The sequence below is a fragment of the Klebsiella sp. CTHL.F3a genome, assembly GCF_019890895.1.
In the GTDB taxonomy this organism is placed as follows: Bacteria; Pseudomonadota; Gammaproteobacteria; order Enterobacterales; family Enterobacteriaceae; genus Klebsiella; species Klebsiella grimontii.
Genome location: NZ_CP082360.1, coordinates 5,892,529 through 5,916,224, shown reverse-complemented (window position 1 = coordinate 5,916,224; position 23,696 = coordinate 5,892,529). Strand labels below are relative to the sequence as shown.

Annotated in this window: 20 protein-coding genes; 7 read left to right on the top strand and 13 right to left on the bottom strand. The window is 54.4% G+C overall.

The window, feature by feature from the left end; all coding sequences use genetic code 11:
* The first annotated feature begins 241 nt into the window (after positions 1–241).
* On the top strand, positions 242–2,065 hold the full coding sequence (typA, locus tag K7H21_RS27680; protein WP_004127103.1) for a ribosome-dependent GTPase TypA: 1,824 nt from the start codon (positions 242–244) through the stop codon (positions 2,063–2,065).
* A 59-nt stretch (positions 2,066–2,124) separates the two neighbouring features.
* On the opposite strand, the gene ompL is transcribed toward typA, so the two are convergent.
* The 8 genes from ompL to yihU form a co-directional block, all read right to left on the bottom strand.
* Entirely contained in the window at positions 2,125–2,817 is a 693-nt protein-coding gene (gene ompL / locus K7H21_RS27675; protein WP_142481704.1) for a porin OmpL, read from the bottom strand.
* A 79-nt stretch (positions 2,818–2,896) separates the two neighbouring features.
* Positions 2,897–4,288, bottom strand: a complete 1,392-nt coding sequence (locus K7H21_RS27670; RefSeq protein ID WP_142481703.1) for an MFS transporter — start codon at positions 4,286–4,288, stop codon at positions 2,897–2,899.
* 43 nt (positions 4,289–4,331) lie between these two features.
* The gene (locus K7H21_RS27665; RefSeq protein WP_142983293.1) at positions 4,332–5,714 is read right to left on the bottom strand and encodes an MFS transporter; all 1,383 of its coding nucleotides are present in this window, start codon (positions 5,712–5,714) and stop codon (positions 4,332–4,334) included.
* 45 nt (positions 5,715–5,759) lie between these two features.
* Positions 5,760–7,793, bottom strand: coding sequence for an alpha-glucosidase (locus K7H21_RS27660; protein ID WP_223035492.1), 2,034 nt, complete (start codon positions 7,791–7,793; stop codon positions 5,760–5,762).
* A 52-nt stretch (positions 7,794–7,845) separates the two neighbouring features.
* A complete protein-coding gene (locus K7H21_RS27655) occupies positions 7,846–8,736 on the bottom strand; it encodes an aldose-1-epimerase (RefSeq protein ID WP_370512283.1) in 891 nt (296 codons plus the stop codon).
* A gap of 3 nt (positions 8,737–8,739) precedes the next feature.
* Positions 8,740–9,981 (bottom strand): sulfoquinovose isomerase, encoded by a 1,242-nt coding sequence (yihS, locus tag K7H21_RS27650; protein WP_223035491.1) that lies wholly within the window; start codon positions 9,979–9,981, stop codon positions 8,740–8,742.
* Between the two features lie 15 nt (positions 9,982–9,996).
* The gene (gene yihT / locus K7H21_RS27645) at positions 9,997–10,875 is read right to left on the bottom strand and encodes a sulfofructosephosphate aldolase (RefSeq protein WP_004855851.1); all 879 of its coding nucleotides are present in this window, start codon (positions 10,873–10,875) and stop codon (positions 9,997–9,999) included.
* A gap of 19 nt (positions 10,876–10,894) precedes the next feature.
* Complete coding sequence (gene yihU, locus K7H21_RS27640) at positions 10,895–11,785, bottom strand: sulfolactaldehyde 3-reductase (RefSeq protein ID WP_223035490.1); 891 nt, start codon at positions 11,783–11,785, stop codon at positions 10,895–10,897.
* A gap of 165 nt (positions 11,786–11,950) precedes the next feature.
* On the opposite strand from yihU, the gene K7H21_RS27635 reads away from it, so the two are divergent.
* The 6 genes from K7H21_RS27635 to fabY all read left to right on the top strand — a co-directional run bounded on the left by K7H21_RS27635 (position 11,951) and on the right by fabY (position 16,669).
* Entirely contained in the window at positions 11,951–12,847 is an 897-nt protein-coding gene (locus K7H21_RS27635) for a sugar kinase (RefSeq protein WP_223035489.1), read from the top strand.
* Positions 12,848–12,880: 33 nt separating this feature from the next.
* A complete protein-coding gene (locus tag K7H21_RS27630; RefSeq protein WP_004855858.1) occupies positions 12,881–13,666 on the top strand; it encodes a DeoR/GlpR family DNA-binding transcription regulator in 786 nt (261 codons plus the stop codon).
* Between the two features lie 129 nt (positions 13,667–13,795).
* A complete protein-coding gene (gene yihX / locus K7H21_RS27625; RefSeq protein ID WP_004127106.1) occupies positions 13,796–14,395 on the top strand; it encodes a glucose-1-phosphatase in 600 nt (199 codons plus the stop codon).
* Entirely contained in the window at positions 14,389–15,249 is an 861-nt protein-coding gene (locus tag K7H21_RS27620; RefSeq protein WP_004127107.1) for a virulence factor BrkB family protein, read from the top strand. Before yihX ends, K7H21_RS27620 begins: the two co-directional genes overlap by 7 nt.
* Positions 15,246–15,683 carry a D-aminoacyl-tRNA deacylase gene (dtd, locus tag K7H21_RS27615; RefSeq protein ID WP_004127110.1) on the top strand — a complete coding sequence of 146 codons (438 nt, stop codon included), beginning with the start codon at positions 15,246–15,248 and terminating at the stop codon, positions 15,681–15,683. Before K7H21_RS27620 ends, dtd begins: the two co-directional genes overlap by 4 nt.
* A 44-nt stretch (positions 15,684–15,727) precedes the next feature.
* Positions 15,728–16,669 (top strand): fatty acid biosynthesis protein FabY, encoded by a 942-nt coding sequence (fabY, locus tag K7H21_RS27610; RefSeq protein WP_004127112.1) that lies wholly within the window; start codon positions 15,728–15,730, stop codon positions 16,667–16,669.
* A gap of 17 nt (positions 16,670–16,686) precedes the next feature.
* Here fabY and K7H21_RS27605 read toward each other — a convergent pair whose 3' ends face one another.
* The 5 genes from K7H21_RS27605 to fdnG all read right to left on the bottom strand — a co-directional run bounded on the left by K7H21_RS27605 (position 16,687) and on the right by fdnG (position 23,669).
* Entirely contained in the window at positions 16,687–17,604 is a 918-nt protein-coding gene (locus K7H21_RS27605; RefSeq protein WP_223035488.1) for an alpha/beta hydrolase, read from the bottom strand.
* Between the two features lie 195 nt (positions 17,605–17,799).
* Entirely contained in the window at positions 17,800–18,729 is a 930-nt protein-coding gene (gene fdhE / locus K7H21_RS27600) for a formate dehydrogenase accessory protein FdhE (protein WP_004127117.1), read from the bottom strand.
* A gap of 342 nt (positions 18,730–19,071) precedes the next feature.
* On the bottom strand, positions 19,072–19,707 hold the full coding sequence (gene fdoI / locus K7H21_RS27595) for a formate dehydrogenase cytochrome b556 subunit (protein WP_004127119.1): 636 nt from the start codon (positions 19,705–19,707) through the stop codon (positions 19,072–19,074).
* Positions 19,704–20,606, bottom strand: a complete 903-nt coding sequence (gene fdxH, locus K7H21_RS27590; RefSeq protein ID WP_004122548.1) for a formate dehydrogenase subunit beta — start codon at positions 20,604–20,606, stop codon at positions 19,704–19,706. Before fdxH ends, fdoI begins: the two co-directional genes overlap by 4 nt.
* Before the next feature lie 12 nt (positions 20,607–20,618).
* Positions 20,619–23,669 carry a formate dehydrogenase-N subunit alpha gene (fdnG, locus tag K7H21_RS27585; RefSeq protein ID WP_120787575.1) on the bottom strand — a complete coding sequence of 1,017 codons (3,051 nt, stop codon included), beginning with the start codon at positions 23,667–23,669 and terminating at the stop codon, positions 20,619–20,621.
* Between the last annotated feature and the right edge of the window lie 27 nt (positions 23,670–23,696).

Genomic DNA, 23,696 nt, shown 5'->3' with positions numbered 1-23,696 from the left:
GCACATCATCGTGCAAAAGGGCTGCACCAAAATGAATGCATTGCACCAATATAGTGCATTTGTGTGAACATTGGGCACTTATTTGGTGCAATTGACCTTGAATAACCCTTTTAACGCTCCGTGAAAGCGATCACAAAGAATCTCTGCAATACTTGTTTGCGGAGGATGTTTGTGATCCTGTTTTGTACTGCGATTAATCCGTGTACAATAACGCGCTATTTCTAATGCCTGAGGCAAAGTTGTGATCGAAAATTTGCGTAATATCGCCATCATCGCGCACGTTGACCATGGTAAAACTACCCTGGTTGATAAGCTGCTACAGCAATCCGGTACGTTCGACGCGCGTGCCGAAACTCAAGAGCGAGTGATGGACTCCAACGATTTGGAGAAAGAGCGCGGGATTACCATCCTGGCTAAAAACACCGCTATCAAATGGAATGACTACCGTATCAACATCGTTGATACCCCGGGGCACGCCGACTTCGGTGGTGAAGTTGAACGTGTCATGTCCATGGTTGATTCCGTTCTGTTGGTCGTTGATGCAATGGATGGTCCGATGCCGCAGACGCGCTTCGTGACCAAAAAAGCCTTTGCTCATGGCCTGAAGCCAATTGTTGTTATCAACAAAGTTGACCGTCCGGGCGCGCGCCCTGACTGGGTTGTCGATCAGGTATTCGACCTGTTCGTTAACCTCGACGCTACCGACGAACAGCTGGACTTCCCTATCGTTTACGCTTCTGCGCTGAATGGTATTGCGGGTCTGGATCACGAAGATATGGCTGAAGACATGACTCCGCTGTATCAGACCATCGTCGATCGCGTACCGGCGCCGAACGTTGACCTGGATGGCCCGCTGCAGATGCAAATCTCCCAGCTGGACTACAACAACTACGTTGGCGTCATCGGCATCGGCCGCATCAAGCGCGGTAAAGTGAAGCCGAACCAGCAGGTCACTATCATTGATAGCGAAGGCAAAACTCGTAACGGTAAAGTCGGTAAAGTTCTGACCCATCTGGGCCTTGAGCGTATCGAGAGCGACGTTGCAGAAGCTGGCGATATCATCGCGATCACCGGCCTGGGCGAACTGAACATCTCTGACACCATCTGTGATACGCAGAATGTTGAAGCGCTGCCGGCGCTGTCTGTTGATGAGCCGACCGTCTCTATGTTCTTCTGCGTTAACACCTCGCCGTTCTGCGGTAAAGAAGGTAAGTACGTTACCTCTCGTCAGATCCTTGACCGCCTGAACAAAGAGCTGGTGCATAACGTGGCGCTGCGCGTTGAAGAAACGCCGGATGCAGACGCATTCCGCGTTTCTGGCCGTGGCGAACTGCACCTGTCCGTTCTTATCGAGAACATGCGTCGTGAAGGTTTCGAAATGGCGGTTTCCCGTCCGAAAGTTATCTTCCGCGAAATCGATGGCCGTAAGCAAGAGCCGTTCGAAAACGTCACGCTGGACGTTGAAGAGCAGCACCAGGGTTCTGTGATGCAGGCGCTGGGTGAGCGTAAAGGCGATCTGAAAAACATGAATCCAGATGGCAAAGGCCGCGTACGTCTCGACTACGTGATCCCAAGCCGTGGTCTGATCGGCTTCCGTTCAGAATTCATGACCATGACCTCCGGTACCGGTCTGCTGTACTCCACCTTCAGCCACTACGACGACGTTCGTGCGGGTGATGTGGGTCAGCGTCAGAACGGTGTTCTGATCTCCAACGGCCAGGGTAAAGCGGTTGCGTTCGCACTGTTCAGCCTGCAGGATCGCGGTAAGCTGTTCCTGGGTCACGGCGCAGAAGTTTACGAAGGCCAGATTATCGGTATTCACAGTCGTTCTAACGACCTGACGGTAAACTGCCTGACCGGTAAGAAACTGACCAACATGCGTGCGTCCGGTACTGACGAAGCAACGGTTCTGGTGCCGCCGGTTAAGATGACCCTGGAGCAGGCTCTGGAGTTCATCGATGACGACGAACTGGTAGAAGTCACCCCGACTTCTGTCCGTATCCGTAAACGTCACCTGACCGAGAACGACCGTAAACGCGCGATGCGCGGTGCGAAAGAAGATTAATTAACACTTCTCATGATGAAAAAGCCGCTGATTATCAGCGGCTTTTTTTTGCCTATAACTTAGAATAAATACTTCACCCCCACACGGATCTGGTTTTGTTCCCGATGGTAAGGTTCCACATTACGGTCCAGCCAGCGTAGTTCAAAGTAGGGTAACCAGTTTTGATTGATGCGATACCTGAAAGTATTGGTAATTTCCCAGTGATGGTTTTTACCATTGCTACTATTAAAGTCATTCACCCGCGTAAAATAGTGTGGTTCAAAAGTATAAGAAAATTTATCGGTGATAATAAAATTCCAATAGGTGCCCACTTCGTAGGTGTCATTATTATCTTGCTCACCGTTTAAGTCAGTTGAGCTGTAGTTATGGTGATTATATCGGTTGCGAACGGTCAAATTAAACCAGTGGGTAAATTTATAATTAACGTCGAGATAAACTGCGCCGCTGGAGCCTACGCTTTTATCGGTAATTAAGCCACCGGGTTGAATAGTTAATTTATCCGTCGGCCTAAAGAGTGGATACCACCCCTCGATTTCATTATAGCCATGCTTTAATTCATCCTTGCGCTGAAGAGTATAGGTGTTAGTGAGCATAAGTCCTGCGCCCATATCGAAGTTGTAGCCAACGCGGAGCATGAACTCCATTTGGTCCGATGCCAGATTATATGCCTCGCGGTTTTCCACATAGGCACCAGCTAATGCAGAGGTTGAAATAACAGAGGTTAACAAAAGTAATGCGTTTATTTTTTTCATGATAAGTCCATTTTTAACGTAGGGGAGCCGCTATCCATCGAAATGGATAGAGCGGCAATTTTATTGAAAATAGAGCTTTTTAATTATTCATGATGCCGGGTTTTATCGTTTTCTTTCGATCTTCAATTTCCTCAATAATAAAAGCAAAGCGGGTCTCATTGAGTTTATAAAAGAAGCCCATAGTCAGTGCCGCAATAATGGCAAGCGTACAGGGCCAGATAAAAATAAGCTGACGCAAGCCAAGCAAGGTGGTTTCGCTTTGTGTGATATTAGGGATATAGCCAATTTGCGATAGCATAATACCCGGTAAGAAGCCAGCAAGCGCAGCAGAGATTTTCCTCGAAAAGGTATAGCCGGTATAAACCGAACCTTCGGCACGAACGCCTGTTTTCCACTCACCGTAATCAACTGTATCCGAAACCAGCGCCCAGTTCAGGCTGTTCACAAAAGCGGTGCCAAAGAACGCCATACAGGAGAGCGTTACAAACAGGACTGAGGTTCCGCCCCAGAAAAAATTCAATACATCGCCAATGGCCCATAGCGCCAGCCCGCCAAGATAAACCTGCTTTTTACCAAAGCGCTGCACCGCTGCCGGAACCATCAGTACGCCTACCAGAATGCACCCCATGCTAAAGAATCCCATCCACGACAGCAGATGAATATCATTGAGCACGTACTGGGTGTAGTAAACCTGAATGGCCAGCTTGATGTTAAATGCTGCTAGCGTGCACAGGTTCGCAATGCACAACACCAGCAGCGGAGGATTACGGAAGATTGCGCAGAAAGATTTGAGAATGCTGGGCTGGTGGTGATCGGGTACGATTTCGATATAACGCTCTTTCACTCCGCTAAAGCACCACCACATGCTAAACAACCCACAAACAGAGAAGAGCAGGGCAGCTATCAGGTAACCCAGCGAAGGTGAATCAATAAAAAGCGCTTGAATTGGCATAAACCCAACCGTACACAGCAGCAGGCCGAGGGTGGCGCCGCCTTGACGCCAGGCGGCCAACTGAGCGCGCTCATGCGGATTTTTGGTGATGGCAGGTACCATCGCCCCATAGGAACAGTTCATCAGGCTGTAAAACAGGCCAAACATCATGAACAGTATGGTCGCTATGGCCGTTTTGACCGTCAGCGTAAAATCTGTAGCTAAAAACTGCGCCGTGGCCACCAGCGCAACAGGAAATGAGGCATACAATATAAAGGGCCTGAATTTTCCTTTTGCGCCAATGTTACGCCGGGAGTCCAGCAGTACGCCGGTTAGCATATCGGTGAAGGCGGTAAAGAATTTCGCCACCAGAAAGATAATCCCGCCGTAGTATGCTGGCATTCCTAGTTCATCGGTATAAAATTTGAGCAGATACAGTGTGCCGATACACAGCATCAAATTTGAACCAAAATCACCCATCCCGTAGGCGCATTTTTCCCGCAGGCTGAGTTTTAGCGTTAGCGGATCATGGTCAGACATAATCGCTCCTCAATAACGCCCCGTAGGGCGTTATCTATTATTATCAAACGGGTTGTTTACGGGCTTCTATCTCTTCAACAATACGGACATACATCTTCTCGTTGAGGTTGTAGAAACAGCCCATTGCGACGATGGTAATCACGGCCAGCGCGCAAGGATAAATAAAGATCAGCTGGCGAAGCCCCTCGACGGTATCAGTCGATTGCACCACGTTTGGGATATAACCAATTTGCGTCAACATCCAGCCCGGGAAGAAGCCCGCCAGCGCCTGCGACACTTTACGGAAGAAAGTGAAACCGGTGTACACCGTACCTTCCGAGCGCACGCCAGTGCGCCATTCACCATATTCTACCGTGTCGGAAACCAGCGCCCAGTTCAGACTATTCACGAACGCTGAACCGAAGAATGCCAGGCAAGAGAACGCCACAAAGCTGACCGAACCACCGCCGAAGAAGTAGTTGAGTAGATCGCCCGCGACCCAAATCAGTAGGCCGCCGATATAGACTTTTTTCTTACCAAAGCGTCTGACCATTCCCGGCATTAAAAACACGCCAATGAAGATACAGCCCATGCTAAAGAAGCCCATCCAGGAGAGCAGGATGGGATCGTTTAATACGTACTGGGTGTAATAAACCTGTATCGCCAGCTTGACGTTAAACGCGCCGAGCGTGCAAAGGTTGGCAATGCATAAAACAAACAGCGGACGGTTACCAGCGATGGCGCGAAAGGATTGCAGTAGCCCCGGTTTTTGCGCGTTATTGAGGGGGTTCACCTCGACATAGCGCTCTTTTACTCCCGAGTAGCACCACCACATAAAGAACAGGCCAAACAGCGAGAATAGGGTGGCTGCGAAGATGTAGCTCAGCTGCGAGTTGCCTTCGATCAGATTCATTACCGGTACAAAACCCACGGTGCACAGCAACAGCCCGAGGGTTGCGCCGCCTTGTCGCCAGGCGGCAAGTGAAGCTCGTTCATCAGGGTTTTTGGTAATAGCGGGTACCATCGCGCCGTAAGAGCAGTTCATCATGCTAAAGAACAGTCCGTACAGCATAAACAGTACCGTTGCCATTACCGTTTTGCCGGTGACCTCAAACGGTGTACCAACAAAGTTAGCGATAGCCAGTAAAGTGACCGGGAAAGCCGCATAGAGAACAAATGGGCGGAATTTGCCTTTTTGACCGATTTTTCGCCGGGAGTCGAGCATTATCCCGGTTCCCATATCGGTAAACGCGGTAAAAAATTTAGCGATAAGGAAAATGATGCCACCGTAGGTACCGGGTAAACCGAGGACATCGGTATAAAACTTGAGTAAATAGAGCGTTCCAATGTCCAGCAGGATATTGGAGCCTAAATCACCCATCCCATAGGCCAGTTTTTCTTTAAAAGGTAAGTGCTGGGTTGCCGGATTGGCTGTAATTTGACTCATTGTTATTCTCCATTTGCCCGCAGGTGTCCCTACGGGCGAGCCGTATTAGATATTGCGCAAAGCGGCAAACAGTGATGCCCACTCACTCTTCGCACGATAAAATACCGGAGGCTTGCCTATGGGCGCGTCAACGGTGATTTCACCGCCCTGGTAGTTTTCTCCAGTCCAGACGTTGACCCAGCTATCTTCTGGCAGATACAGCGTCCAGTCGTGTCTTCCCTCTTCGTGAACCGGAGCAACAAGCAGATCTTGTCCCAGCAGGTACTGGTATTTCAGGCTGTAGGTTGCCGCATCATCTTCGTAGTGCAGGAATAGCGGACGCATGACCGGTAGCCCGGTGGCGCTGTTTTGCGCGACCGCCTGCTTGAGATACGGTTTCAGGGTGGTAAAGACGGTGGTCATACGGGCAAAGTGGGCGATCGTTTGGTCGTCGCCATCAAACTGCCAGTTATCGCCTGGGCGATTGCCTTCGTGGGTACGCATCATCGGGGTGAAGGCGCTAAAGTCGCACCAGCGAAGCAGCAGCTCTTTGCTACGTTTCATATCAAACAGTGTGGTGTAGCCGCCGATATCACTGTGGTGCAGGCCATGTCCGGTCATCGCTAGCGACAGCGCTGCAGGCACGACGGAAGCCAGGCCATCGTCGAGGCTCCAGTCCACGTTCTGATCGCCCGCCCACATCATCGTGGAGTACTTCTGGCTGCCAGTGTAGCCTGCGCGCATAAAGAATAGGATCTCGCCGAGTTTGCCGGTCTCCTGTAATGCCTCGTAGTTACACTTCGCCCACAGCGCGGGCCAGGCATTATGCATAATTTCGGCGCTGACGCCGTTGTGCAGGTACGTATCGGTGGGTAGATATTCGCCAAAGTCCGCCATCCAGCCGCCGCAGCCCAGCGCAATCATGTTCCTTTTAATCACTTCTTTGAACCAGTCGTAGGCTTCGGGGTTGGTCAGGTCAACCACGCCGCCGTAGAACTCGCCAAACTCCACCAGATAGTCATCGCCAGAGGCATCTTTTGCCAGATAACCGTGCTTTGCCGCTTCGGCACAAAGATCTTTATCGCTGGCAACGTACGGGTTGATATAAGAGAGGAACTGCACGCCCTCCTCTTTCCACAGCTGAATACGGCTATCCAGCTGTGGATAGTTGTCGCTGTTCCACCTCCAGTTCCACATCACGCGTTTACCGAAAGAGGTCATGCGGATGCCGGACCAGTCCTGCGCCCAGATACCGTTCACCTTCACGCCCGCATTACGCATGGTGTCCAGCTTGTTCTGGCACACCTCGGTGCCGCCCTGAATACCGAGCGTGACGCCATCGTAAACCCAGTCCGGCAGTTCAGGTTGGCGGCCCAGCAGCGCGGTGAGTTTTTCCAACAGGGAGATATAGCTGTCGGCACATTCAAGGCGCAGGGTGGTTTTGTCTTCCCACAGCGCCAGCTCGTGATACTCCGGTGCGCTAAAGTCGAAATTCATGTAGCAGCTGTTATCAACATGGCAGTAGTATTTTTGCGTGCTGACAAAGGTTGGTTGCGGGAAGAAGGTCCAATAATAGTCGCCGCCCGCGTTCTCTTTGCAGTCCGCCTGCCAGGTGACATAGCTAGTTTTATTACGACCCACGCCCTGTTCGCTGGTCCACAGTGGGAACGGCTTGCCGCGTAAATCAAAGTAAGAGAACTGTTCACCGCAGCCGTAGATATGATCGGCTGGGTTAGCGGCCAGCCGCAGCCAGATGCGATTGTGGCTCAGATCGTCGTTTTGCAGATCCAGCTTCAGGCGGCCCTGTTCATCGGTGGAGATTTGCAGCGTGGCGTTGATGGTGCCGCGGCTGAAATCGACCCGCCAGCCGTCTGATGATTCACTGACCGTGGCACTCGTGAGGGCAATTTTTTCATTCAGTTTGTCTTTAATGCTGAAGTTGCCACGAAACATATCAATATCCGCGACGCCGTTGCCAATCCACAGGCAAGGTGTTTGCGAGGTATGGCGCAGAATCAGGCGCTGTTGATACGTTAGCGTAAAGCCATCCTGTAGGTTTGTGAGTTCTAATGCGCTTGACCGTTGTTGTAACGAATTCATTTTCGTCTCCGTAGATATAGGGTAATTCGGTAATTTTTGCGTCGGAATGGGGCTATTCAGCGCCGATCAAAAAGCGCATCCGGTGCATCTCGCCTGGGGTAAGAGAAATAAGGCCAATTCCGGAATTAAAGGCATCAGGCGGACAGGTCATGGGCTCGACGGCAAGTCCTTGTCGATGTAACTTTTCGCCGCTGTAAACCTGCAGCCAGGGCTGGTCGCAGCGCAGAAACGTCGTCATATTTTTTGCTGCGCTGAACATTCTGACTTCCCACTCATCGCCCGGCGCTGTCGTTTTAAAGGTGTGATCGATCTGCGTCGCCGCGATAGGGCGTGGCGTGGTGAAATTTAGCTCTGTGTGCTCAACGCGATGCAACTCCTGGGTATCAATGCTCAATACCTCGTCTGCCGGAAGGATTAGCGTACAGCTATCTATTTTCTCAAGATCGCAGGTTAAATAGGGATGCGCGCCGGAACCGTAAGGGGCTGGTTGATCGCCGATATTGAGCGCGCTGATATAAACATGTAGACCGCCTATGGCGTCCAGGCGGTATATGACTTCGACAAGCAGCGAAAAGGGATAGCCATATGAGGGCGGCAGAAAAATCATCAGCGACGCTTCCGATGCCGACTGCTGGTTAATCTGCCAATCTTGCCAGGCTAAAAGGCCATGAATTGCGCTCTGCGAAGCAAGGTCGTTAACGGCAAGCTGAAATGCCTTGCCGTTATGCTGATAGCAGCCGTTTGCTATGCGATTTGGCCAGGGAACCAATATTTTCCCCAGATGCGCCAGCGGCATCTCTTCAGGTTTGTGTGGAATAACGACGTGACGCCCATGGTGCGTCAGTTCCGCCAGTCCCGCGCCAACCGTTACGATTTTTGCCCGGTAGTGTCCGGCCTGAAGTTGAATGGTTTTTCCACCGCTGTGCATGGCTGCTATCCTCATGACTTATTTTGCATTGACGTCCAGCAGACCTGCGGCAACCGCAGGAGCCAGCCCAGGCGCCAGAGGTAGACGCGGGATGACCAGGCAGTGCAGCAGATGGTAAATATCCTGCTTGCCGTCCCAGACTTTGGTGGTCACCTTGTTATTGGTGTCCAGCTCCTGCCACCATGAACCGGTCTCGTAATCCATCAGATAGGTGATGCAGTAATCCCACCACGTCTGATACCAGGTTTCGTACTGGCTATCGCCGGTGAGGGTATACAGGGCGTAGGCGGTGCCCATCGCCTCGACTATTGGCCAGCGCACTCTTTCGCGGACGATAGGTTTACCGTCCCAGTCCACTGAGTAGACAAAGCCGTCCGTGCCATCCGGTGCCCAGGCATCGCGGATGGTGGCGTGGAACAGACCTTTAGCATCTTCCAGCAGCCAGGCGGGGGGCGTTTCGAAGCGAGCTTCCAGCGCGGCGTGCAGATGCAGCATCAATCTGCCCCACTCGATCCAGTGGCCCGGGGTACCGCCGTAAGCGCGAAAGCGATGCGCTGGATTGTCTTTGTTGTAATCGCGAATTGGATTCCACTGCGAATCGAAGTACTCGTTAACGCGATACTCGCCGCTGCGGGCCACGTCGTGAATAATCACCGACGCGATGCGTAGCGCCCGATCCAGCCATTTACGGTCATGAGTGACATCGTAGACGATCAGGAAGGCTTCAACTGCGTGCATGTTAGCGTTGCCGCCGCGATAATCTTCCGTCTGGCTGAAGGCTTCGTCCCAGGACTCCAGGCACATCTGCTCATCTTCACTCCAGAAGTATTTTTCAATCACTTCGATGGCGTCATCGAGCAATTTCCTGGCCTGTGGATGACCGGTCGTGACCGCGCTTGCCGCGCCAAGCAACACAAAGAAATGCTGATAGCCCTGCTTGGAGGCATCCATCACACCTTCGTCATTCACGCAGGCGTACCAGCCACCGTAGCGTTTGTCGCGCAATGTGCCGTTCAGGGCATTAATACCGTGACTGACTAACTGATACGCACCAGGGCGACCCATAGATGCGGCAACGGAATAAACGTGCAGCATTCGAGCAGTGATCCACAGATGCGTCCCCATATCCGTTCTGACCTGACCACTATTTCCCAGCCAGCCAAATCCGGTCGGCACCGCCGCGTTCTTACCAAAGTTAAAGATGCGGTCGGTTTCCTGCTCCAGCCAGCGGTTGTGGCTCAGGGTGTTAAACCATTTCATTATTTGATCCTCGTATTAGCGGCGACGGGCCATCATTTCATCGACGATATCGCTTAGACGTTGCAGCTTCGGCGCAGAAACATCGCGCAGCATCAGTTCGGTATCCGGCAAACCAATCACCGATGACCAGACTGCACGCCCGGCCAGGAAGCCTGATGCGCCAGCGGTCATTGCAACGCTGACCGCGCGAGGAAACAGTTTTTCATCGACACCAGAGGAGAGAATGACCCACGGCATGTTGATGTTTTCATTCAGGCGTTGGGAGGCGGTGAGTAGCTCCTGCTGAGAGCCTTTGCCGTACAGCGGCATTTCGACTTTGTAGAGATCGGCGCCGCTGTCGCCCAGCTCTTTCGCGGCATCGATAATGGCCTGCTCGCGATCGAAGTTATCGCCACGACGCGGCGGACGAACGACTGGTTCGATAATGCTCAGCAGGCCACTGGAGTGGCATAGCTCGTTGAACTCTTTCACCATGCCCAGACGTTGCTGGGCATCTTCATCGCTGCGCCACAGCACCAGCAGCTTAAGGGCTTTGGCGCCGTCCTGTTTTACGGTCTGTGCATTGACTTTTTTATCAATCACCACGCTATCAACCGGAATACCGTTGCCCGGAATAAACTCATCGGCGGCCACAATCATGGCGCAGCCTGGGGAAACGGCGTTTTGTTCCACCACCTGGCGGTAACAAAATTGCTGATCCAGCAGAATGGCGGAGGCATAGGGGGAGAGAATTTTCGCCGCATTCACTTTAAAGTCGGTCAGCACGCTGTTGGTTACCGGGGATTTCGCACCCGCCGTGGTAAACATTAAGCGCATGGCTTCGCGCTGATCGACGGCCAGCATGGCAAAACCGCCGGAAGCGCGCGTGATATCTTTCAGGGTGTACTTGGTCATTGTTCAGTCCTTTTACTTATCAATGTGTTTTGTTCAGTCCGGCAGACGTGCGAACCTGCTCAAGAATGGCGGTCCAGTCTTCCCGACCACGACCTGCGGCTCGGGCCTGGTTGTAAACTTCGCGGGAAGCGGCGCCGAGCGGCATTGGTACGTGCAGTTGATTCGCAACATCCAGCGCGATACCCAGATCTTTGTGGGCTAAATCGATCATGAAGGCCGGAGAAAGATCGCCTTTCAGCACTTTATTCGGCCAGGAGGTGGTGAAATGGCCTTTTCCGGCGGGAGTGCCATTCATGACTTTTAACGCCACGTCGAAGGATAGGCCCAGGGCTTCGCATAACACGGCAGCTTCAGCGGAAAGCGCATTCAGCGCGATGCTCATGTAGTTGTTGATCAGCTTCACGCGGATGCCCATACCCGGTCCGCCGGCATTGACCAGTTCATTGCCCATCGCCATTAACACCGGTGTCGCCCGCTCAACCTGTTCTGCCGTTCCGCCCGCCAGCAACAGCAGCGTGCCTGCGATGACATGATCGGAGGTACGCCCAACCGGGCAATCCATCATGCTGAAGCCTTTGGCGCTCATGTCGCGCATCAGCTTGTCGGTTTGCAGTGGGTGAATCGTGGACATATCAATCACCAGCCCCTGTGGTGACAAGCTCTCACAGACACCTTCTGGGCCGAACATGACGCTGTGCACCAGATCGCCATTAGGGAGCATGGTGATAACAAATTCAGCGCCTTTTGCTGCCTGAGCAGGACTACTGGCAGGCTGTGCCCCTTCTTCCACCAGGCGCTGAACGGCATCTGGGTTAACGTCAAAGACGCTGAGTTGATGGCCCTGTTTGAGCAAATTGCTCGCCATAGGTGATCCCATCTGACCTAATCCGATAAAGGCAATCACTGGCATAACGTTCTCCTGAGTGGTGGCTGTCATTTTTTGTCACTTAAAGTTTTATTTCATGTCTGTTTTTGATCGTATTTGTAATTTATAGTCAAAAAATTGACAGCCGTCACTTTTTAAACATTTCGTGAAATTAAAATGTTCTCATCTTGAGACGCCTAAGGAATGACCATGATTCGTATTGCTTGTGTGGGTATCACCGTGATGGATCGCATCTATTACGTAGAAGATTTGCCGACTGAAGGAGGTAAATATGTGGCGAAGCGCTATACAGAAGTGGGCGGAGGCCCGGCGGCGACTGCCGCGGTGGCTGCGGCAAAGCTGGGCGCGCAGGTGGACTTTATTGGCCGCGTGGGCGATGACGACACTGGAAAAAAGCTGCTGGCGGAGCTGGAATCCCTGGGGGTAAATACCCGTTATACCCGGCGCTATGTGCGGGCAAACTCTTCGCAATCGGCGATTATGGTTGATGCGAAGGGGGAGCGGATTATTGTGAACTATCCCAGCCCGGATTTACTGCCCGATGCCGACTGGCTCAACACGATCGATTTTTCTCAGTGGGACGTGATACTCGCGGACGTACGCTGGCATGAGGGCGCAAAGCAGGCGTTCACGCTGGCGCGCCGGGCAGGGGTTATGACCGTACTGGATGGTGACGTCACCCCGCAGGATATCAGCGAGCTGGTAGCGCTGAGCGATCATGCCGCTTTTTCCGAACCGGGTCTGGCGCGTTTAACAGGACTTCAAGAACCTGAAACAGGACTGAGACAAGCACAAACGCTCACAAATGGTCATGTTTACGTCACGCGGGGGAGTGAGGGATGCTACTGGATATCGCATGGCGCGCTGCAGCATCAGCCAGGATTTTCAGTCGACGTTGTTGATACCACAGGGGCTGGAGACGTTTTTCACGGTGCGCTGGCCTTCAGTCTGGCTTCCGGGAGTGCGTCGGTAGAAGCGGTCAGGTTTGCCAGCGGAGTGGCTGCGCTGAAATGTACGCGCCCAGGAGGGCGCGCGGGTATTCCCGACTGTGATCAAACCCGATCTTTTCTGTCACTTTTTGTATAAAATGCCAGGGCAATGGTTTTTCGAGGAAATTTCATGAGTCTTACCGAACTGACCGGTAACCCGCGGCACGATCAGCTGCTAATGCTGATTAGCGAGCGCGGTTATATGAATATTGATGAACTGGCTAGCCTGCTGGACGTTTCCACGCAGACCGTGCGGCGTGATATTCGTAAACTCAGCGAGCAGGGATTAATCACCCGCCATCACGGCGGAGCGGGCAGAGCGTCCAGCGTGGTCAATACGGCATTTGAGCAGCGTGAAGTCTCCTTGACCGAAGAGAAAAAGGCCATCGCGGAAGCAGTGGCTGACTACATCCCGGATGGCTCGACGGTGTTTATCACCATTGGCACCACCGTTGAGCAGGTTGCGCGCGCGCTGTTAAATCACAATCATCTACGGATTATCACTAACAGTCTGCGTGTGGCGCATATTCTCTATAACAATCCGCGATTTGAAGTGATGGTGCCTGGCGGTACCCTGCGCCCGCACAATAGCGGCATTATTGGCCCTTCCGCGACGGAATTTGTCGCGGGATTCCGGGCCGATTATCTGGTGACCAGCGTCGGAGCTATTGAAAGCGATGGCGCGCTGCTGGAGTTTGACGTCAACGAAGCCAGCGTGGCCAAAACGATGATGGCCCACTCTCGGCAAATTCTTCTCGCCGCCGATCATACTAAATATCACGCATCGGCCGCCGTTGAGATTGGTAACGTGGCCCAGGCCACAGCCTTGTTTACCGATGAGTGTCCGTCAGGACAGTTAAAATCATGGTTAGATGAGAATCAAACGGAAATCATTCTGGCTCAGGAAGAGGTGTAGCATCGCCATGTTGATGAGCGATATTCCCCAGTTCCACGGCGCTGGGGAGTATTCAGTTCGTACTCTTGAATAGTCAAACCTCTCCTTTCCCGCTACAGTTAATTTTCCACGGTGCAAAAGGAGAGGACCATGCTCTATATCTTTGATTTAGGTAATGTGATTGTCGATATTGACTTCAACCGGGTGCTCGGGACGTGGAGTGATTTAACGCGGATTCCCCTTGCGACGCTGCAGCAGCATTTCACCATGGGCGAAGCGTTCCACCAGCACGAGCGCGGTGAAATCAGCGATGAAGATTTTGCGGCGGCGATGTGCCATGAAATGAACATGTCGCTTAGCTACGAGCAGTTCTCCCACGGCTGGCAGGCGGTTTTTGTTGCCCTGCGCCCGGAGGTTATCGCGATTATGCAAAAATTACGCGAGCAGGGGCATCGCGTTGTGGTTCTGTCCAACACGAACCGTTTGCATACGACTTTCTGGCCGGATGAGTACCCTGAGATACGCGCCGTTGCTGATCATATCTATCTTTCTCAAGAGATGGGGATGCGTAAACCGGAAGCGCGGATCTATCAGAGCGTCCTCGACGCTGAAGGTTTCGCCGCTGACGATACGGTCTTCTTCGATGATAACGCGGACAATATCGCCGGGGCTAACCAGCTGGGCATAACCAGCATTCTGGTGACCGGGAAGGAAACCATCCCCAACTATTTTGCTAAACAGCTATGCTAAAAACCGTTCATCAAAAAACCACGCGCCATCTGCGACCGCTGGTGGCCTGGCTCAAGCTGCTATGGCGGCGTATTGATGAAGATAATATGACGACACTGGCGGGGAATCTTGCCTATGTGTCGTTACTCTCCCTTGTGCCGCTTATTGCCGTCGTTTTCGCGCTGTTCGCGGCATTTCCGATGTTTTCTGATGTCAGTATCCAGATTCGCCACTTTATCTTCGCCAATTTCATCCCGGCAACCGGGGATGTCATTCAGGGCTACATTGAGCAGTTTGTCGCTAACTCCAGCCGAATGACCGCCGTGGGCGCTTTCGGTTTGATTGTGACATCGCTGCTGTTGATGTACTCCATTGATAGCGCGTTGAACACCATCTGGCGCAGTACCCGAACCCGGCCCAAAACCTACTCCTTTGCCGTTTACTGGATGATCCTCACCCTGGGGCCGCTGCTGGCGGGCGCCAGCCTTGCGATCAGCTCCTATCTTCTGTCGTTACGCTGGGCCAGCGACCTGAATAGCGTAATTGACGATGTGCTGCGTATTTTTCCGCTCATTTTATCCTGGGTGGCATTCTGGCTGCTTTACAGCATCGTGCCGACGGCCGAGGTGCGTAACCGCGATGCGATAATCGGCTCCCTGGTCGCTGCGCTGCTCTTTGAAGCGGGTAAGAAAGCTTTTGCTTTATATATCACCGCGTTCCCGTCATATCAGCTGATATATGGCGTGCTCGCCGTGGTGCCTATTTTGTTTGTCTGGGTGTACTGGACGTGGTGTATCGTCTTGCTTGGCGCTGAAATTACTGTCACTCTCGGTGAATACCGCAAACTGAAAAAAGAAGAAACAGAACAATCATGATTGCATTAATTCAACGCGTATCCCGAGCTAGCGTTACCGTGGAGGGTGAAGTGACGGGCGAAATCGGCCCCGGGCTTCTGGTGCTGTTAGGCGTCGAGAGAGACGATGATGAGCAAAAGGCGAACCGCCTGTGCGAGCGCGTGCTGGGATACCGTATTTTTAGCGATGCTGAAGGCAAAATGAATCTTAACGTGCAGCAGGCTGGCGGCAGTGTGCTGGTGGTTTCACAGTTTACGCTGGCAGCGGATACTGAGCGCGGGATGCGCCCTGGATTTTCTAAAGGGGCCGCGCCGGATAAAGCGGAAGCGCTGTACCAGTATTTCGTTGAGCGCTGCCGCCAGCAGCAAATGAATACGCAGACCGGGAGATTTGCTGCCGATATGCAGGTTTCTCTGGTAAATGATGGTCCCGTGACCTTTTGGTTGCAGGTATGAGCCAGCTTCCGGGCAGGCTGCGGGTAACAAAAGAGAGTACAGCTATGTATCACCTTCGTGTACCGCAAACAGAAGAAGAGTTAGAGAGCTACTACCAGTTCCGCTGGGAGATGCTGCGTAAGCCGCTGCATCAGCCGAAAGGGTCCGAGCGCGATGCGTGGGATGCGATGGCGCACCATCAAATGGTGGTCGATGAAGAGGGCAATCTGGTTGCCGTCGGGCGGCTGTATGTGAATGCGGAAAACGAAGCTTCTATTCGTTTTATGGCCGTGCATCCGTCAGTACAGGATAAAGGGCTGGGAACCCTGATGGCGATGACGCTGGAGTCCGTCGCCCGTCAGGAAGGCGTTAAGCGCGTGACCTGTAGCGCCCGCGAAGATGCGGTGGAGTTCTTCGCTAAGCTCGGTTTTGTGAATCAGGGCGAAATCACCACGCCGACCACCACGCCGATCCGTCATTTTCTGATGATTAAGCCGATAGCCTCGCTGGACGATATTTTACATCGCGGCGACTGGTGCGCTCAGCTGCAGCAGGCCTGGTATCAGCACATCCCTCTCAGCGAGAAAATGGGCGTGCGCATCCAGCAGTATACCGGGCAAAAATTCATAACCACCATGCCGGAAGCCGGTAACCAGAACCCACACCATACGCTGTTTGCCGGCAGCCTGTTTTCTCAGGCAACGTTAACCGGCTGGGGGCTTATCTGGCTGATGCTGCGCGAGCGGCATCTTGGCGGCACGATTATCCTTGCCGATGCGCATATCCGCTACAGCCAGCCCATTAGCGGACGCCCCAGCGCCGTTGCCGATCTCGGTTCGTTAAGCGGCGATCTTGACCGGCTGGCGCGAGGCCGCAAAGCGCGCGTTCAACTGCAGGTTGAACTGTTTGGTGACGATCGGCTCGGCGCGGTTTTTGAGGGTATCTATATTGTTCTTCCTGCGAAGCCGTTTGGCCCGTATGAAGAGGGCGGTAACGAAGAGGAGTAGTCTCCGTTTATACCGGTCTATTGCTCTGGTGACTTCACCCGCCAGGCGATATCCCTCATCGCGCTTCCGGCCGCCGGGCTGATGCCGCCCAGCTGAAAGAAGCCGTGGATCACCCCGAGATAACGCTGACAGGTACAGTCAACGCCCTGCTCAAGCAGGCGCTGGTAAAGCGTTTCGCCTTCATCACGCAAAGGGTCATATTCCGCCGTCAGAATATGTACTGGCGGTAAGCCGTGAAAGTCTTTACGCCACAGCGGGCTGGCTTCCGGGTGATGGAGCTCCGTCGCTGAAAGGTACATTTCATAGCCACTGAGCAGCGTATCTTCGGTGATGATGTAATCTTTACCGTTATCGATATAGCTCTTCATGCTGGCGGTGGCGTCCAGCATCGGGTAAATCAAAACCAGCTGCGCGGGCTGCCAGACCTGCGCGGTTTTGAGCCGCAGTGCGGTCACTAATGCCAGATGTCCCCCGGCGCTGTCGCCAGCCAGCGTAATACGGGAAGCGTCGATGCCCAGCTGCCCGGCGTGGCGGTGAATAATCAGCGCGCCTCTCTCCGCATCGTCATGGGCGGCAGGGAAAGTATGCTCCGGCGCCAGCCGGTATTGCATGGCGATAACGCGGCAGCCGCTGTGATATGCCAGCTGGCGGAGCTGATGGTCATGCGTGGCGAAACCGCCGCTGATAAAGCAGCCACCGTGGAAATAGATAACGGCAGGTAGTGCGCCAGAAGCGTTAAGGGGAGAGACAACGCGAAATATCATGCCCTCAAGCTCGATGTCTTCTACCTGAACGCGCTTTTCCTGTTCCCCAGCTAGTACTGTGCTGGCGATATAGCCGCGTCTCCGGTCATCAATATTCTGTTCGCGTGATGAGGGGCAGCCCGCATCGATAAATTCCCGCACCAGCTCTGCGATACCCTTTTCAAGCGCCATTTTTTATTCCCTTAACCTGTTTGGATATACAGGGTTATAGCCTGATTGTGAGCAAAAGAAAACCGGGGATTTTCGTTGAGAAGTGATTCTGGAAAGCGGCTCGCAAACTCAAAATGTTTGCCGGCATACCGGGAGCGATTACGCCTTGTCAATGGTAAGCCGGGCGACAGGCGCCACCCGGCATGATGCCTGTCGTTATTCCCCTTCGCCAGGGAACAGGAACGGGTTGATGGAGCTGCGGGCGAAGCCCTCTTGTTCCATTCGTGCATCCAGTACCAGCGAGGCGAGGTCGTCGGCGACGGCTTCCACTTTAGGGTCTTTTTCCTGATAGAGAATCTTCAGGTAGGTACCGCAGTCGCCGCAGGTTTCGGCCTTAATCGCCGACTGCTCGTTATCTAATGACCAGTAGTGCAGATCGCGCGTCTGTTCGCAGTTGCTGCACTTCACGCGCACCACGTGCCACTCGGTTTCGCACAGGTTGCAGTGCAGATAACGCAGCCCCTGTGTGGTACCAATTTGCACTATGCTGGAGACCGGCATCGAGCCGCAAACCGGGCAGAACTGACGCTGTTCACCATATTCAGCGCGGGCTTTTCCGGGGATCAAGCTGGCCATCTGCGCCCAATAGAGCGAGAGCGCGGCCCAGATAAACGGCGCTTTATCGCTGCTGACAGAGGCAAAATCGGACGCAAATAGCGCGCTTGCCATCAGTTCCAGCTCCTGTTCGGAGGCTTTTTCCAGATTCTCAATGACCGCCAGCGCCGGGCCGCTCATCTCCGGCTTCAGTTCGGCAATCAGCGAATGCAGCAGCTTGTGCCAGTGCTTATCGCGCGGCAAAACGTGGATATCCAGCGGCGGTTTACCCTGGTCGTTCGCTTCTTTGATGCGCGCGGTGAGATCCATCTGCAGCGGATGGTCGTACAGCACCACTTCCTGCGCGTGGGCGATAAGCGCGGCAAAGCGCAGGTAATCGCCCAGCGGGTTATTTTCAGCCAGTTCGCGCAGGCGTTCGGCGCGACGGTTATATAAATTTTTGAGCCGGGGAAACAACAACGGCGGGATCATATCCGTCGCGCGTTTCTCGCTCTTTTCCAGCTCATCTTGCGGGATGATACGAATGCTCATTCAGTCACTTCCTGGTTTCAGCAGATTCGGCGATGGTCGCGTCCGCTCTGCGATTTGGCGGGCATCACGCGCCCGCTCTGGTGATGTCATTAATGATAACCGCAATTGGTATACGGGATATACCCACGACATCGCAATGTGTGCGTTACGATACCTGATATCGATAACCCCGACTATGCACCGTTGGGGTTAGCCACCCTGCGCCATGGCTTGAGCGAACCGGGAAACGTGCCGCTCCGGCCTGCGGCGCACTATGGTTAACGTTGTCAAAACAGCACGTTATCCGCAAAAAAATGGCGTCGATATACGACGCCATTTCAGAGACGAACAACGCGCTCGGGTCTACGACTGGCGCTTATCCTGCTTTTCGCGGACTTCACGATACCAGCGCGGGTGATGTTTCTTCGCCCAGGTCTTCGTCACCCAGCCTTCTACCATCGCGGTTATCGTGCCCTTCACCCACAGCGCAGCGTAAATATGCACCATGATCACCACAATCAGCGCCACCGCAGAGAAGGAGTGCAGCATCAGCGCGAAGCGGATAACCGGGATGGAGAAGGCCGGCGCAAAGTACGGACGCCAGATGATCACGCCGCTCACCAGCAGCAGCACCAGGAAGATAATCGCCGCCCAGAACACGCATTTCTGGCCGAAGTTATAGCGCCCGGTGTCGCCCACTTCCTCGTTGACGACAATCTTGCGAATATTTTTCGCCCAGAAAATATCGTCCCGGTTGATCAGGTTGTGGTGCCAGTAGCGGAAGAACATGATGATGAACGAAGCAAACATAATCACGCCCACGAACGGGTGCAGAATACGCGCCAGCTGCGGGGTGCCCATGATGTGCATCAGCCAGTTGAAGGACGGGAAGAAAAAGCCCAGTCCGCTCACTGCCGCCAGCACGAAGCAGAAGGCGGTGACCCAGTGGTTGATTCGCTCCGGCGCGGTGTAGCGCACGATGGTGTCACGTCTTTTCATTTGCGCACCTCGTCTTTCTCTTCATCCAGATTGTCCTCTTCCTCTTCCGCGCGGTTCGGACCGACGCCGACGTAGTGGAAGATGCTGGCGGCGAAGGTGGCCGCAAAGCCGACCGCCGCGAGAGGCTTCCAGATCCCTTTCCAGAACTTAACCGTGGCGCTGATTTCCGGGTTCTCCGGCAGGCCGTGGTACAGGTTCGGCTTGTCGGCGTGGTGCAGCACATACATCACGTGCGTGCCGCCAACGCCGGCCGGATCGTACAGCCCCGCGTTGTCATAGCCGCGGGTTTTCAGCTCGGCGACGCGCTCGCCCGCCAGCGTTTTCATCTCCTCTTTGGAGCCAAAGTGGATAGCGCCGGTCGGGCAGGTTTTCACGCACGCCGGCTCCTGGCCAACGTTAACGCGGTCGACGCACAGCGTGCATTTGTAGACGCGGTTGTCTTCCGGATTCAGGCGCGGCACGTTGAACGGACAGCCGGCGATGCAGTAACCACAGCCGATGCACTGCTCGGACTGGAAGTCGACGATGCCGTTGGCGTACTGAATGATCGCCCCTTCCGCCGGGCAGGCCTTCAGGCAGCCCGGGTCGGCGCAGTGCATACAGCCATCCTTACGGATGAGCCACTCCAGTTTATCGTTCTGCTCCACTTCCGAGAAGCGCATCACGGTCCAGGATTTGGCGGTCAGGTCGGCGGGGTTATCGTATACCCCGACGTTGTGACCGACTTCATCCCGGATGTCGTTCCACTCGGAACAGGCCACCTGGCAGGCTTTACAGCCGATACAGGTGGTGACGTCGATAAGCTTCGCCACCTCTTCCTGGTGGTCCCGCGCGCGGGGCGCGGGGGTGAAGCCGTTAGTCGCGGAACGACGGATAATGTCTTGCGATTGATAAGCCATAATTCGTCTCCGTTACGCCTTTTCCACGTTCACGAGGAAAGCCTTGAACTCCGGCGTCTGCGTGTTCGCATCACCGACAAACGGCGTCAGGGTATTGGCGATAAACCCTTTCTTCGCCACGCCTTCGTAGCCCCAGTGAATCGGAATACCGATAGTATCGATATCCTTACCGTCCGCTTTCAGCGTGCGAATACGCTTGGTCACCACCGCCTTGGCTTTGATATAGCCGCGGTTAGAGGAGACCTTCACGGTATCGCCATGAGCGATGCCCAGCTTGTTCGCCAGCTTCTCTCCGATCTCCACGAATTGTTCCGGCTGCGCGATGGCGTTAAGCAGCGCGTGCTTGGTCCAGTAGTGGAAGTGCTCGGTCAGGCGGTAAGTGGTGCCGACGTAAGGGAATTTATCCGCTTTGCCCATCTGCTCAAGGTCGCCTTTAAAGACGCGCGCGGCCGGGTTCGAGACCACGTTCGGGTGCAGCGGGTTAGTGCCCAGCGGCGTTTCAAACGGCTCGTAGTGTTCCGGGAACGGCCCTTCCGCCATCTTATCGATAGCGAACAGACGCCCCATCCCTTCCGGCTGCATGATGAACGGTCCGACATCGCTGTCCGGCGCTGCGGCGCTGTAGTCTGGAATGTCCACGCCGCCCCACTTCGCGCCATCCCATTTCAGGAGCTGGCGCTTCGGATCCCACGGTTTACCCTGCGGGTCCGCGGAGGCGCGGTTATACAGAATGCGGCGGTTGAGCGGCCACGCCCATGCCCAGCCCAGCGTATTGCCGAGGCCAGACGGATCGGCGTTATCGCGACGCGCCATCTGGTTGCCGTCAGGCGTCCAGCTACCGGCGAAGATCCAGCAGCCGCTGGAGGTGGTGCCGTCATCGCGCAGCTGCGCAAATGAGCTGAGCTGCTGGCCCTTCTTGACAATCACCGCCCCGGTTGCCGGGTCGATAATGTCTGCCAGCGCCTTGCCGTTGCTCTCCATCGCCACTTCTTCCGACGCTGGTTCATGCGGCGTGGCGTAGTTCCACGTCATGTTCAGCACCGGTTCCGGCGCCGGTCCGCCCTGTTCGGCGTACATCTTGCGCAGCCGTAAGAAGATACCGGCGAGGATCTCACCGTCGGTGGTCGCAATCCCCGGGGCGTCCGCGCCTTTCCAGTGCCACTGCAGCCAGCGGCCGGAGTTGACGATAGAACCGTTCTCTTCGGCGAAGCAGGTGGACGGCAGGCGGAACACTTCGGTCTGGATTTTCGTCGGATCGACGTCGTTCGACTCCCCGTGGTTTTGCCAGAAGGTGGATGTTTCGGTGTTGAGCGGGTCGATGGTCACCAGGAACTTCAGCTTCGACAGCGACGCGACAACCTTGTTTTTGTTCGGGAACGAGGCTACCGGGTTAAAGCCCTGGCAGATATAGCCGTTCACTTTGCCCTGGTTCATCATCTCGAAGTATTGCAGGACGTCGTAGCCCTTATCCCACTTCGGCAGCCAGTCAAAGCCCCAGCTGTTTTCCGCCGTGGCTTTATCGCCAAAGAAGGCCTTCATCATGGAGACGAAGAATTTCGGGTAATTACCCCAGTAGTTCACCTGGTCCTTCAACAGCGGTTTCGGCGTGTTGGCGGCGAGGTAGGTTTGCAGGTCAGTCTGTTTCTCGCTCGGCAGCGTCATATAGCCAGGCAGGCTCTGCGACAGCAGCCCCAGGTCGGTGAGACCCTGAATATTGGAGTGGCCGCGCAGGGCGTTTACGCCACCGCCCGCCATGCCCATATTGCCGAGCAGCAGCTGGATCATCGCCATGGTGCGAATGTTCTGCGCGCCGATGGAGTGCTGCGTCCAGCCCAGCGCGTACAGGAATGACGCGGTTTTATCGTGCGCGCTGGTTTCCGCGATGTACTCGCAGACTTTGAGGAAGTCAGCTTTTGGCGTTCCGCAGATGTTTTCGACAACTTCCGGCGTATAGCGGGAAACGTGCTGCTTCAGCAGGTTCCATACGCAGCGCGGATGCTGCAGCGTGGTATCGCGTTTGGCAAAGCCGTTTTCATCCAGCTCATAGTTCCAGGACGTTTTATCGTACTTGCGGGCTTCGGCGTCGTAGCCGCTGAACAAACCGTCTTCAAAGCTGTAATCTTCACGCACGATCAGGCTGGCGTTGGTATAGGCTTCGGTATATTCACGGTTGATTTTTTCATTGTTCAGCAGGTACAGGATGACGCCTGACAGGAAGGTAATGTCAGTACCGGAACGAATTGGGGTATAGAAATCAGCCACCGCCGCGGTACGCGTAAAGCGCGGATCGATCACAATCAGCTTCGCGCCGTTGTGAATCTTGGCTTCCATCGCCCAGCGGAATCCAACCGGGTGTGCTTCAGCGGCGTTGCCGCCCATCACCACCACGAGATTGGCGTTTTTGATGTCGACCCAGTGGTTGGTCATCGCACCGCGACCAAATGTTGGAGCAAGACTTGCTACCGTTGGTCCGTGTCAGACGCGCGCCTGGTTGTCGACCGCGAGCATACCGAGCGCGCGGGTAAATTTCTGGGTTAAATAACCGGTTTCGTTACTGGAGGCGGAGGCGCACAGCATACCGGTGGTCAGCCAGCGGTTGACGGTGGTGCCTTCGCTATTCTGCGCGACAAAGTTGGCGTCGCGGTCCTCTTTCATCAGCTTAGCGATGCGGTCGAACGCTTCATCCCAGCTGATTTGCTGCCATTTATCGGAGCCTGGCGCACGGTATTCTGGAAATTTCAGGCGACTTTCGGAGTGGATAAAGTCCACCAGTCCGGCCCCTTTAGGGCAGAGCGCGCCACGGTTGACCGGATGGTCCGGGTCACCTTCGATATGGAAGATAGACGCTTTGGCATTTTTTGCGCCGTCGCCGAGGCTGTACATTAACAGCCCACAGCCAACGGAACAGTAAGTGCAGGTGTTACGGGTTTCGCGGGTGCGCAGCAGCTTGTACTGCCGTGTTTCCGCGAGCGCTAAACCGGGCGCAAAGCCCAGCGCCGCCGCCGTGGTTCCTGCCATACCGCCAGCGCAGATCTTAAAGAACTGCCTTCTGCTGACCTGCATGGTTCGCTCCTTGTTTCGACATTGTCA

What these genes read in the sequence shown, in the direction of transcription:
- ompL (WP_142481704.1), bottom strand. Translation starts at nt 2,817, where the DNA reads ATGAAAAAAATAAACGCATTACTTTTGTTAACCTCTGTTATTTCAACC.
- K7H21_RS27670 (WP_142481703.1), bottom strand. Translation starts at nt 4,288, where the DNA reads ATGTCTGACCATGATCCGCTAACGCTAAAACTCAGCCTGCGGGAAAAA.
- K7H21_RS27665 (WP_142983293.1), bottom strand. Translation starts at nt 5,714, where the DNA reads ATGAGTCAAATTACAGCCAATCCGGCAACCCAGCACTTACCTTTTAAA.
- K7H21_RS27660 (WP_223035492.1), bottom strand. Translation starts at nt 7,793, where the DNA reads ATGAATTCGTTACAACAACGGTCAAGCGCATTAGAACTCACAAACCTA.
- K7H21_RS27655 (WP_370512283.1), bottom strand. Translation starts at nt 8,736, where the DNA reads ATGAGGATAGCAGCCATGCACAGCGGTGGAAAAACCATTCAACTTCAG.
- yihS (WP_223035491.1), bottom strand. Translation starts at nt 9,981, where the DNA reads ATGAAATGGTTTAACACCCTGAGCCACAACCGCTGGCTGGAGCAGGAA.
- yihT (WP_004855851.1), bottom strand. Translation starts at nt 10,875, where the DNA reads ATGACCAAGTACACCCTGAAAGATATCACGCGCGCTTCCGGCGGTTTT.
- yihU (WP_223035490.1), bottom strand. Translation starts at nt 11,785, where the DNA reads ATGCCAGTGATTGCCTTTATCGGATTAGGTCAGATGGGATCACCTATG.
- K7H21_RS27635 (WP_223035489.1), top strand. Translation starts at nt 11,951, where the DNA reads ATGATTCGTATTGCTTGTGTGGGTATCACCGTGATGGATCGCATCTAT.
- K7H21_RS27630 (WP_004855858.1), top strand. Translation starts at nt 12,881, where the DNA reads ATGAGTCTTACCGAACTGACCGGTAACCCGCGGCACGATCAGCTGCTA.
- yihX (WP_004127106.1), top strand. Translation starts at nt 13,796, where the DNA reads ATGCTCTATATCTTTGATTTAGGTAATGTGATTGTCGATATTGACTTC.
- K7H21_RS27620 (WP_004127107.1), top strand. Translation starts at nt 14,389, where the DNA reads ATGCTAAAAACCGTTCATCAAAAAACCACGCGCCATCTGCGACCGCTG.
- dtd (WP_004127110.1), top strand. Translation starts at nt 15,246, where the DNA reads ATGATTGCATTAATTCAACGCGTATCCCGAGCTAGCGTTACCGTGGAG.
- fabY (WP_004127112.1), top strand. Translation starts at nt 15,728, where the DNA reads ATGTATCACCTTCGTGTACCGCAAACAGAAGAAGAGTTAGAGAGCTAC.
- K7H21_RS27605 (WP_223035488.1), bottom strand. Translation starts at nt 17,604, where the DNA reads ATGGCGCTTGAAAAGGGTATCGCAGAGCTGGTGCGGGAATTTATCGAT.
- fdhE (WP_004127117.1), bottom strand. Translation starts at nt 18,729, where the DNA reads ATGAGCATTCGTATCATCCCGCAAGATGAGCTGGAAAAGAGCGAGAAA.
- fdoI (WP_004127119.1), bottom strand. Translation starts at nt 19,707, where the DNA reads ATGAAAAGACGTGACACCATCGTGCGCTACACCGCGCCGGAGCGAATC.
- fdxH (WP_004122548.1), bottom strand. Translation starts at nt 20,606, where the DNA reads ATGGCTTATCAATCGCAAGACATTATCCGTCGTTCCGCGACTAACGGC.